Annotated in this window: 9 protein-coding genes and 1 pseudogene; 6 read left to right on the plus strand and 4 right to left on the minus strand. The window is 57.9% G+C overall.

All coding sequences use genetic code 11. The features are described 5' to 3' along the window. The 4 genes from JJQ76_RS17660 to JJQ76_RS17675 form a co-directional block, all read right to left on the minus strand. Positions 1 to 1,714 (minus strand): aminomethyl-transferring glycine dehydrogenase (locus tag JJQ76_RS17660; RefSeq protein ID WP_210398287.1); only part of this gene is annotated, 1,714 nt, incomplete at its 3' end. 173 nt (positions 1,715 to 1,887) lie between these two features. Beyond that, the gene (gene gcvH / locus JJQ76_RS17665) at positions 1,888 to 2,274 is read right to left on the minus strand and encodes a glycine cleavage system protein GcvH (protein ID WP_210398288.1); all 387 of its coding nucleotides are present in this window, start codon (positions 2,272 to 2,274) and stop codon (positions 1,888 to 1,890) included. Positions 2,275 to 2,305: 31 nt separating this feature from the next. Continuing rightward, positions 2,306 to 3,610 (minus strand): serine hydroxymethyltransferase, encoded by a 1,305-nt coding sequence (gene glyA / locus JJQ76_RS17670; RefSeq protein WP_210398289.1) that lies wholly within the window; start codon positions 3,608 to 3,610, stop codon positions 2,306 to 2,308. 46 nt (positions 3,611 to 3,656) lie between these two features. Then, the gene (locus JJQ76_RS17675) at positions 3,657 to 5,033 is read right to left on the minus strand and encodes an L-serine ammonia-lyase (RefSeq protein WP_210398290.1); all 1,377 of its coding nucleotides are present in this window, start codon (positions 5,031 to 5,033) and stop codon (positions 3,657 to 3,659) included. Positions 5,034 to 5,316: 283 nt separating this feature from the next. On the opposite strand from JJQ76_RS17675, the gene JJQ76_RS17680 reads away from it, so the two are divergent. The 6 genes and pseudogenes from JJQ76_RS17680 to JJQ76_RS18045 form a co-directional block, all read left to right on the plus strand. Then, positions 5,317 to 5,916 (plus strand): helix-turn-helix domain-containing protein, encoded by a 600-nt coding sequence (locus tag JJQ76_RS17680; RefSeq protein ID WP_246481150.1) that lies wholly within the window; start codon positions 5,317 to 5,319, stop codon positions 5,914 to 5,916. A 384-nt stretch (positions 5,917 to 6,300) separates the two neighbouring features. Then, complete coding sequence (locus JJQ76_RS17685; protein ID WP_210398292.1) at positions 6,301 to 7,320, plus strand: amino acid ABC transporter substrate-binding protein; 1,020 nt, start codon at positions 6,301 to 6,303, stop codon at positions 7,318 to 7,320. Positions 7,321 to 7,408: 88 nt separating this feature from the next. Then, positions 7,409 to 8,599, plus strand: a complete 1,191-nt coding sequence (locus tag JJQ76_RS17690; RefSeq protein ID WP_210398293.1) for an amino acid ABC transporter permease — start codon at positions 7,409 to 7,411, stop codon at positions 8,597 to 8,599. A 1-nt stretch (position 8,600) separates the two neighbouring features. Next, complete coding sequence (locus tag JJQ76_RS17695) at positions 8,601 to 9,704, plus strand: amino acid ABC transporter permease (RefSeq protein ID WP_210398294.1); 1,104 nt, start codon at positions 8,601 to 8,603, stop codon at positions 9,702 to 9,704. 70 nt (positions 9,705 to 9,774) lie between these two features. Further along, positions 9,775 to 10,503 (plus strand): amino acid ABC transporter ATP-binding protein, encoded by a 729-nt coding sequence (locus JJQ76_RS17700; RefSeq protein ID WP_210398295.1) that lies wholly within the window; start codon positions 9,775 to 9,777, stop codon positions 10,501 to 10,503. 287 nt (positions 10,504 to 10,790) lie between these two features. Then, positions 10,791 to 10,925: pseudogene (locus JJQ76_RS18045) on the plus strand (sodium:alanine symporter family protein); the annotation flags it as partial.

A 10,925-nucleotide genomic window follows, 5' to 3' on the forward strand; every position in this document is an offset into this window, starting at 1 on the left:
AGACGTTGTCGTAACCGGTGATCTCCACCAGCATCGCTTCCAGCTCGTCGATCAGCTGCAGGTAGCCGCCCACCTGCTCGCGCGGAGCGAAGGGGTGGATATGGGCGAACTCGGGCCAGGTCACCGGAATCATCTCGGCGGTGGCGTTAAGCTTCATGGTGCAGGAGCCGAGCGGAATCATGCCGTGAGCGAGGCTGAAGTCCTTGTTCTCGAGGCGCTTCATGTAGCGCAGCATCTCGGTTTCGGAGTGGTAGCTATTGAACACCGGGTGGGTCAGGAAGGCGCTGGTACGGCGCAATTGGGCTGGTATTCCAACATCCTGACCCGCGGCCACGGCCGCATCCAGCACATCCAAGTCGATCGCTGCAGCCTGCTCCTCGCCGAGCAGCAGTTGCCACAACGCTTTCACATCCGCGGCGGTGGTGGTCTCATCCAAACTGATCCCTACCTCACCGCCTTTGTAGACCCGCAGGTTCACACCGGCCGCGTAACAGCGCTCTAGCACGACCTGCTGTTGCTCACCCAGCGCCACAGTAAGGGTATCGAACCAGCTATCGTGCGTCAGCGTCAGCCCACCCTGGCGCAGGCCCAGCGCCAGCAGCGTGGTCAAACGATGGGTGCGTTCGGCGATTCGTTTGATTCCCTCCGGTCCGTGATAGACCGCATAGAACGAGGCCATATTGGCCAGCAGCGCCTGCGCGGTACAGATGTTAGACGTCGCTTTTTCACGACGGATATGTTGTTCACGGGTTTGCATTGCCATCCGCAGCGCCGGCTGGCCTCGCCTGTCCACCGACAGCCCGATAATACGGCCCGGTGCCGAGCGCTTGTAGCTGTCACGGGTGGCAAAGAACGCCGCGTGCGGGCCGCCGAAACCCATCGGCACACCAAAACGCTGGGCGGAACCGAATACCACATCGGCCCCCATCTCCCCCGGCGCTTTCAACATCACCAGACTGAGCAGATCCGCTCCCACCGAAACCAGAGTTTTGGATCCGTGGGCCTTGGCAATCAACGCTTCGATGTCCCGCAACTGGCCGTTGCTGCCCGGGTATTGCAGCAGCAGGCCAAAGCCATCGTGCTGTTCCAGCAGTTCGGCCGGATCGCCCACTTCCAGCTCGAACCCGAAGTATTCGGCACGGGTACGAAGCACATCCAGGGTCTGCGGATGAACGTCATCGGCCACCAGGAACAGATTGCTCTTCTTGCGATTGGACCGCTTGCACAACGCCATCGCTTCAGCGGCGGCCGTAGCTTCATCCAGCAGTGAAGCGTTGGCCAACTCCATGCCCGTCAGGTCCATCACCATCTGCTGGAAGTTCAGCAACGCCTCCAGTCGGCCCTGGGAGATCTCCGGCTGATAGGGGGTATAGGCGGTGTACCAGCCGGGATTTTCCAGCACGTTACGCAGAATAACGTTGGGCACCTCGCAGTTGTAGTAACCGGCGCCGATATAGGACTTGTTAACCTGGTTGCGACTACTGAGTTGCTTCAGATACGCCAATGCGCCCTGCTCGCTCATTCCGGCAGCCAGCGCCAGCGGCTGTGGCAGCCGAATCGAAGCCGGCAGGGTATTATCGATCAGGCTGTCCAGAGAGCCTTCGCCCAGCAGCGAAAGCATCGCCGCAGTTTCGGCGGCATCGGGACCAATATGACGACGGGTAAAGTCGTCGGCATGCAGTTGTGACAGGCGCGGCAGCGCAGCAGCATTCATAAGCGTACCTTTTCTTATTCAGGTGCGCCTCCGGCCCGGCAGGCACGGAGCCGCCTCCGTACTTCGTCAATAACGAAGACGTCGGTTCAACCAGCGAATGACGGGCGAAGAGCTTCGCCCAGCGACAACAAGACCGGGATCCGCCCCGACAGTGAGCGGGCCCCGGCGTTGACTTACTCGGCGATAACGGCCTGGTAAGCCTCGGCATCCAGCAGCGAAGAGATCTCCGCCCCATCGCTGACGCGCAGTTTGGCAATCCAGGCGTCGCCGTAGGGGCTTTCGTTGAGCAGCTCGGGGGCATCTTCCAGCGCATCGTTGACCGCAATCACTTCGCCGCTGACCGGGCTGTATACGTCGGAGGCCGCTTTGACCGACTCAACCAGAGAGAAATCATCACCGGCATTCACTTCACGGCCCAGCTCCGGCAGCTCAACGAATACCACATCACCCAGCAACTCCTGGGCATGATCGCTAATACCGACGGTGACGGTACCGTCACCATTATCCAACACCCACTCGTGGCTTTTGGCGAAACGCAGATTGGCGGGAATAGTGCTCATAGTCATAGTCCTGATAGTCAGTGGATCAACATTAACGATAAAGCGGGAAACGCTGGCACAGCGCTTCGACTTCCGAGCGGACGCTCGCCTCGACAGCGCTGTTGTCTTCGGGGCTCGACGCCAAGCCATCCAGCACATCGCTGATCAGGTGGCCTACGCGACGAAACTCCTCGGTACCGAAACCACGACTGGTGCCGGCGGGCGTGCCGAGACGGATACCGGAGGTCACCATCGGCTTTTCCGGATCGAACGGGATGCCGTTCTTGTTGCAGGTGATGCCGGCGCGCTCCAGGCTTTCCTCAACCTGATTGCCTTTAAGCCCCTTCGGACGCAGGTCTACCAGCATCAGGTGGGTATCGGTACCACCGGTCACGATGTCGCAACCGCGCTCGACCATGACCTCGGCCAGTACCCGAGCATTCTCCACCACCTGATCGATATAGGCCGAGAACTCCGGCTTTAATGCTTCACCGAAAGCTACTGCCTTGGCGGCGATCACATGCATCAACGGGCCACCCTGCAGACCGGGGAATACCGCCGAATTTATCTTTTTGCCCAGTTCCAGATCATTGGACAGAATCATGCCGCCACGGGGGCCGCGCAAGGTTTTGTGAGTGGTGGTAGTCACCAGGTGCGCATGAGGCAGCGGGCTGGGATGCGCACCGGTAGCAACCAGGCCGGCGATGTGGGCCATATCCACCATCAGGTAAGCGCCTACCTTGTCAGCAATGGCGCGGAAACGGGCAAAATCGATCTGCCGCGGAATCGCCGAACCGCCGGCGATAATCAACTTGGGCTGATGTTCCACCGCCAGCGCTTCCACCGCGTCATAATCGATGCGGCAGTCTTTTTGGCTAACACCGTACTGCACCGCGTTGAACCATTTACCGGACAACGCCGGGCGGGCACCGTGAGTCAGGTGTCCGCCGGCATCCAGCGACATCCCCAGCACTGTGTCGCCCGGCTGCAGCAGCGCCAGCATTACGGCGCCGTTCGCCTGCGCACCGGAGTGGGGCTGAACGTTGACGAACTCGCAACCGAACAATTGACGCGCACGATCGATCGCCAGCGCCTCCGCTTCATCAACATACTCGCAACCGCCGTAATAACGACGCCCGGGGTAGCCTTCGGCGTACTTATTGGTCAACAGGGTACCCTGGGCCGCCATCACCGCTTTGGAGACGATATTCTCCGATGCGATCAGCTCAATCTGGCGCTCCTGACGCGCCGACTCCCGGTCAACCGCCGCCATGATAGCCGGGTCAACGTCTGCCAAACCGGCAGAGAAAAAGGCGTCGCGAACCCTGTCGCCACCGTACAGATCACTACTGCTCATCACCCATCCTCTTGTTCTAGTTAGTTATGATGATTATCAGAATGCCTCAACACGCGACGACGTTAACCGCCAGACCGCCCTGCGAGGTTTCCTTGTATTTTTCCTGCATATCAACGCCGGTCTGGCGCATGGTTTCGATGACGCTGTCTAGGGGCACGCGGTGGCTGCCATCACCACGAAGCGCCAGTCGCGCCGCGTTTACGGCCTTGATCGCCCCCATGGTATTGCGTTCGATACAGGGCACCTGCACCAGCCCGTCGATCGGGTCACAGGTCAACCCGAGGTTATGCTCCATGCCGATCTCGGCGGCATTCTCGATCTGCTCGTTACTGCCGCCAAGGGCCGCGGTCAAACCGGCAGCCGCCATGGAGCAGGCTACGCCTACCTCACCCTGACACCCCACCTCGGCCGCAGATATAGAGGCGTTCTTTTTGTACAACATGCCGATGGCGGCGGCGGTGAGCATGAAATTGAAGATGCCGCGCTCGTTGGAGCCGGTGACAAAACGGCTGTAGTAGGCCAGCACAGCGGGAATCACCCCGGCGGCACCGTTGGTAGGCGCCGTGACTACACGACCGCCGGCAGCGTTCTCCTCGTTCACCGCCATGGCATAGAGGTTGATCCAGTCCATCACCGACAACTGGTCACGTAGAGCCGCCTCAGGACTGTCAGTCAATTCGCGCCGCAACTTATGCGCCCGGCGCTTGATCCCCAGCCCGCCCGGCAATTCACCGGTTTGGCGGCAACCTCGTTCGATGCAATTTTCCATCACCTGCCACAGGCGGCGCAGGCCGCTCTCAACCTCATCGGTCGTTCGCATGGCTACCTCATTGGCAAGCATCAGTTCAGCGATAGACAAACCACTTGCGCGCCCCTGCAACAAGAGCTCAGCGGCGGTTTCAAAGGGATAAGGGATATCGACCAGGTCGGCCTTACTGGTAGCGGAGATCTCACCTTCGCAGAGCACAAAGCCGCCGCCCACGGAAAAATAGTCACGCGCAATCACGCGTAAGCCCGCACTATCAAAACCTTCAAAGCGTAAACCGTTGGGGTGTTGAGGAAGACTCTCACCGAACAAAAAAAGCAGATCCCGGGCTTCGTCAAAGGGGACAGGGTGCTGTCCGCCAAGTTCGAGCACGCCGGATGCGCGAATCCCGGCGACAATATCGGCGATTGCATCGGGATCTACCTGGTCAGGCACCTCCCCTGACAACCCAAGCAATACGGCGGTATCGGTAGCATGGCCCTTGCCCGTCATCGCCAAAGAACCGAACAGCGACACCCGTACGCGACAGATTGCTTCCAGCGCGCCATTTTCCGCCACAAAACGCAAAAAACGGTGACCGGCCCACATAGGGCCTACGGTATGTGAACTGGACGGCCCGACACCCACCTTAAACAGATCGAAAAGACTTAATGACATCGCTCACTCCAGGCCGGGCTTCGGCGACTACGGTTGTTTATCGTTAGGTAGCGTGCAGGAAGTACAAGTTCGCTGAACGTCGAAACAGCCTATCAGCGCCAAGAAACACAATCAACAAATATTTCCTATTGGAAACTTTTCTCCGCGCAGAGTCTTTCTTCACATAAAGCGCGATGACCGTTTCCATCCACGGAAGTTGGGGTATCATTAGCCCCACACTGACTAGCAAGAAACCTTTCACGGAGCCCGCACCATGACGGACGAGACCCCGGCTTTCTCTTCGATGATCGACAAGGAGCGCGAACAGAAGTCTACTGAAGCCAACGTAGCGCCACTGCAGCTGGGAAAGCGGGTTCGCGAGATTCGCCTGGCGAACAACCTCACGCTTGAAGAGGCAAGCCGCCGCACCGGTCTTGCCCGCTCAACACTCTCCAAGATCGAAAACGAACAGATCTCACCCACCTTTCAAGCGGTGCAAAAGCTGGCGACCGGGCTCAACATCGACATCCCGCAGCTTTTCGTCAATCCGCAGGATGCACGCACTTCCGGCCGCCGCGACGTCACCCGCTTCGGTGAAGGGCGCCCCCACCCAACGCCGACGTATGAGCATGAAATCCTCGCCAACCAGTTAACTAACAAAAAAATGCTGCCCTATAAGTCGACGGTGAGAGCCCGCGATTTTGACCAGTATCCGGGCTGGGTGCGCCACGCCGGCGAAGAGTTCATGCTGGTGCTCAAGGGCAAGGTGCGCTTCTACACCGAGTTTTACGAGCCGGTCGATCTGGATACCGGCGACAGCACTTACTACGACGGCACCATGGGCCACGCACTGGTATCTATCAGCGAAGAGGACGCCGAAGTCCTCTGGGTGACCTCCAATTAGAGAGACATTGCGCACCACCGGAGGGCGGCCGCACCATCACGGCTCGCCCGCTCCCTCTCGCCCTCTCGACCCAATGACATTAATCACCTCGCAACTGATGCCAGTTGATGCTCATTAAGCACAATCAAGCACCAGATACCGCCAACTAGCGATATTGTTGGCCCTACCATCCTTCTGCTTCAATCTTTAGTCGAAGCAATGCTCTATAACCAAAGAAGCGCCTCGGCCGCGCCGGTGGCGTTTTTGTGTCAGATTTATCCTCAGTGTTGAGGATATCGAACACTCTGGCACAGAGTTTGCTCACGAAGAACTGCGATTAACGAAAAGAATTAACTGTAGTTCTGCCTCTTAGTAGGCAGCTTATCTAGCAAAGAAGGAAAAATTATGAAAAAAATCGCTTCTGTAGCAGCTGCTTCAGCCCTCGCCCTCGGTGTTTCCGCTGGTGCTCAAGCTTCGGAAACTCTCGACTCGGTCAAGAGCAAAGGGTTTGTGCAGTGTGGTGTCAGCACCGGCCTGCCTGGATTCTCCAACCCCGACGACAAAGGTAACTGGCAAGGCATGGATGTTGATGTCTGCCGCGCCGTTGCCGCTGCCGTGCTGGGCGATGCCTCCAAGGTCAAGTACATCCCGCTGACCGCCAAAGAGCGCTTTACCGCGCTGCAGTCTGGCGAAATCGACGTACTGTCGCGCAATACCACCTGGACCCAAACCCGAGATACCCAGCTGGGCCTGAACTTCGCTGGCGTCAACTACTATGACGGCCAGGGCTTCATGGTGTCCAAGAATCTGGGCGTCAAGAGCGCGCTGGAACTGGACGGTGCCGCTGTTTGTATCCAGTCCGGTACCACCACCGAGCTGAACCTGTCCGATTACTTCCGCGAGCACAAGATGAGCTTCACGCCGGTGGTCTTCGATACCTCGGACCAGACCGTAAAAGGTTTTGAAGCCGGTCGTTGCGACGTGCTCACCTCTGACCAGTCACAGCTCTATGCGCTGCGCATCAAGCTGGCTGACCCGGGCAGCGCCATGGTACTGCCGGAAGTTATCTCCAAGGAGCCGCTGGGCCCGGTAGTCCGCCAGGGCGACGACCTCTGGTTCAACATCGTCAAGTGGTCGCTGAACGCGATGATCACCGGCGAAGAACTGGGTGTTACCTCCGGCAATATCGACAGCATGAAAGACAGCAGCAACCCCAACATCCGCCGTTTCGTCGGTCTGGAAGGCCCGAAGGGTCAAGGACTGGAACTGCCGGATGACTGGGCCTACCAGATCGTCAAGCAGGTGGGCAGCTACGGCGAAGTGTTCGAGCGTAACGTCGGTGAAGGCTCTCCTCTGAAGATCTCCCGGGGCGTCAACGCCCTGTGGAACAAAGGCGGCTTCCTCTACGCACCGCCCATGCGCTAAACACTGCGCCACGCCCGACGGGACCTCCCGTCGGGCGTTTCTACACTAGACTCCCTGTTACCCCCAATGCTTTTGCGGAGACTTTCCCATGCCCTCTGACCTGAAACCAGGCGTGGCACCCTCCTCGAAACCCAAGTTCTGGAACGATCCCGACAAGCGGGCACTGTTGTTCCAGGTACTGATGGTTCTTACCGTCGTGGGTTTCATCGGATACCTGGTCAATAACGCGCTCACCAATCTCGAGCAGCGCGGTATCACCACCGGCTTCGCCTTTCTCGGCCAAACCTCCGGGTTCGACATCCTGCTGTCGCTGGTTGAGTACGACTCCACCCACACCTTCGGCACCACCTTTGTGGTTGGTCTGCTCAACACCCTGCTGGTATCGGCACTGGGTATCATCCTGGCAACGCTGATCGGCTTTGTCATGGGGGTCGCGCGACTTTCCAACAACTGGCTGATAGGCAAAGTGGCCGCTGCCTACATCGAGATATTCCGCAACATCCCGTTGTTGCTGCAGATTTTCTTCTGGTACTTCGCGGTACTGCGTGCGCTTCCCGCCCCCCGGCAAAGTATCGAATTCGGTAGCGCCTTTTTGAACGTGCGCGGACTGTATCTGCCATCACCGGTGTTCGAAAGCGGTTTCGGCTTGGTAACCATAGCGATCGGCATCGCCATTGCTGCAGTCATTGTACTAACCCGCTGGAACAAGAAACGTCAGGACGCGACCGGCCAGCGCTTTCCGGTTCTCTGGACCTCACTGGCGATACTGTTTGGCTTACCACTGCTGGCGTTCCTTGTTGCCGGCATGCCGATGAGCCTCGACTATCCGGCACTCCAGGGCTTCAACTTCCGCGGCGGAATGACCATCATCCCAGAGCTGCTGGCCTTGCTGTTCGCCCTGTCGATCTATACCGGCGCGTTTATCGCCGAGATCGTCCGCTCCGGCATCGAAGCTGTCAACAAAGGCCAAACCGAAGCAGCCAGCGCGCTAGGCTTACCGAAAGGCAAAACCCTGCGCCTGGTGGTTATTCCGCAGGCGATGCGGGTCATCATTCCACCGCTGACCAGCCAGTACCTCAATCTGGCCAAGAACTCATCGCTGGCAACAGCCATCGGCTACCCCGACCTGGTTTCAGTGTTTATGGGCACCACCCTCAACCAGACCGGTCAGGCGATCGAGATCATCTTCATGACGATGGCGGTCTACCTGCTAATCAGCTTGTCGGTATCGACTCTGATGAACTGGTACAACAAACGCATGGCGCTGGTGGAGAGATAAGATGATCGTAAACGACCAAAAACTACCGGATCTGCCACCACCAGCCAGTACCACGGGCGTGGTCGGCTGGCTTAGAACCAACCTGTTCTCAACCCCGTTCTACACCCTGCTGACGCTGGTCACCCTGTACGTGCTTTATGTAACGCTGGTACCGGCAATTCAGTGGGCGTTTATCGATGCCGACTGGCTGGGCGACAGCCGTGACGCCTGCACCAGCGGGGGGGCCTGCTGGGTGTTCATCACCGCCCGCCTCGACCAGTTCCTCTACGGTTTCTATCCGGAAAGCGAGCACTGGCGGGTAAACACCCTGTATCTGATGCTGGTGATACTGATCGGTGCACTGGTGTGGGAAAAGACTCCGAAGAAGGGCTGGATCGCCGCGTTCACCCTGATCATTTTCCCCGTCATCGCCTACTTCCTGCTGGTGGGCGGCAGCTTCGGCCTTGAACACGTCGAAACCCACAAGTGGGGCGGCCTGATGCTGACGCTGGTACTGGCCTGCGTTGGTATTGTGGCATCACTCCCCTTCGGCATCCTGCTGGCACTTGGGCGTCGATCACACATGCCGGTGGTCAAGAGCTTCTGCACCGTGTTCATCGAAGTCTGGCGCGGCGTACCACTGATTACCGTGCTGTTCATGGCGTCGGTGATGCTACCGCTGTTCGTGTCGGCCGAAATCGAGTTCGACAAACTGCTGCGCGCACTGATCGGTATCACTCTGTTCCAATCGGCCTACATGGCGGAAGTAATCCGCGGGGGCCTGCAGGCGATTCCCAAAGGGCAGTATGAGGCCGCAGACGCACTTGGGCTCAGCTACTGGAAAAAGATGGGGCTGATCATCCTGCCGCAGGCTCTGAAGATCATGATCCCGGGGATCGTGAACACCTTTATCGCCCTGTTCAAGGACACCAGCCTGGTACTGATCATCGGCCTGTTTGACCTGCTGGCCATCGTTCAGGCAGCACTGGCGGATCCCAAGTGGCTGGGTTACTCGGTCGAGGGCTACGTATTTGTCGCCTTCGCTTTCTGGGTCTTTTGCTTCGGCATGTCCCGTTACAGCCAACACCTCGAACGCAAGCTGCATACCGGCCACGGCGCACGCTAACCGACCAGATTTCTAGGAGTTTGTTATGTCAGAACAGACCAGCAACGACATCGCCATCTCAGATGAGGTGATGATCGAATTAAAAGGCGTTAACAAGTGGTACGGGGAGTTCCACGTACTGAAGGATATTAACCTGACCGTACGAAAAGGCGAGCGGATCGTTATCTGTGGCCCATCCGGTTCGGGCAAGTCCACTATGATTCGCTGCCTGAACAGGCTTGAAGAGCATCAGGACGGACAAATTCTGGTAGCGGGTACAGAGCTCAACAACGACCTCAAGAACATCGAGTTCATCCGTCGGGAAGTGGGCATGGTATTCCAGCACTTCAACCTGTTTCCGCACCTGACCATTCTTGAAAACTGCTGTCTGGCACCGATCTGGGTGCGCAAAACACCGCGTAAAGAAGCCGAAGCCACGGCGATGAAATACCTTGAGCGAGTGAAGATTCCAGAGCAAGCCCACAAGTATCCGGGGCAGCTTTCCGGTGGCCAGCAGCAGCGTGTGGCGATAGCCCGCAGCCTGTGTATGAACCCTGAGGTTATGCTGTTTGACGAACCTACGTCCGCGCTGGATCCGGAGATGATCAAGGAAGTACTCGACGTTATGATCGAGCTGGCTCAGGAAGGGATGACGATGCTCTGTGTAACCCATGAAATGGGCTTCGCCAAGACCGTAGCCAATCGTGTGATTTTCATGGATGGTGGCCAGATCATCGAAGAGAACGAACCCGAGGAGTTCTTCCACAACCCGCAGTCAGAGCGAACCCAGCTGTTCCTCAGCCAGATCCTCAACCATTGACAACAGCGCCTGCTCGGGCGCCGTCTGAACAGAGAACCCCGCCACGGCGGGGTTCTTTTTTTTAACCACCGTCATCCCCGGACCATCACTCGGGGTGCCAGTACAAGTTTCTTCAACGGCAGGGCTTGCAACATACTCCCGATTTAGATACGTTGTTTCCGATTGGAAACTTCTGCTCATAAAGTAACTTCCATATCAAACTTTGGTCCGATCGGAACCCCCTCTCTGTTTCGTTCGGACAATGCGCCCGAATCCACTACAACAATAAAAACCGGAGGGTTACCCCCATGCAAGTACTTACCGATATCATCAGCAGTATCAACGGTATCGTCTGGGGACCGATGATGCTGGTCCTGATTCTCGGCGTTGGCCTGTTCCTGCAACTGGGCCTGAAACTGATGCCGATCCTGAAGCTGGGTACC

This window comes from Motiliproteus sediminis (genome assembly GCF_017912535.1).
Taxonomy (GTDB): domain Bacteria; phylum Pseudomonadota; class Gammaproteobacteria; order Pseudomonadales; family Balneatricaceae; genus Motiliproteus; species Motiliproteus sediminis.

Coding starts and splice junctions, on each gene's coding strand:
- gcvH (WP_210398288.1), bottom strand. CDS start 2,274: ATGAGCACTATTCCCGCCAATCTGCGTTTCGCCAAAAGCCACGAGTGG.
- glyA (WP_210398289.1), bottom strand. CDS start 3,610: ATGAGCAGTAGTGATCTGTACGGTGGCGACAGGGTTCGCGACGCCTTT.
- JJQ76_RS17675 (WP_210398290.1), bottom strand. CDS start 5,033: ATGTCATTAAGTCTTTTCGATCTGTTTAAGGTGGGTGTCGGGCCGTCC.
- JJQ76_RS17680 (WP_246481150.1), top strand. CDS start 5,317: ATGATCGACAAGGAGCGCGAACAGAAGTCTACTGAAGCCAACGTAGCG.
- JJQ76_RS17685 (WP_210398292.1), top strand. CDS start 6,301: ATGAAAAAAATCGCTTCTGTAGCAGCTGCTTCAGCCCTCGCCCTCGGT.
- JJQ76_RS17690 (WP_210398293.1), top strand. CDS start 7,409: ATGCCCTCTGACCTGAAACCAGGCGTGGCACCCTCCTCGAAACCCAAG.
- JJQ76_RS17695 (WP_210398294.1), top strand. CDS start 8,601: ATGATCGTAAACGACCAAAAACTACCGGATCTGCCACCACCAGCCAGT.
- JJQ76_RS17700 (WP_210398295.1), top strand. CDS start 9,775: ATGATCGAATTAAAAGGCGTTAACAAGTGGTACGGGGAGTTCCACGTA.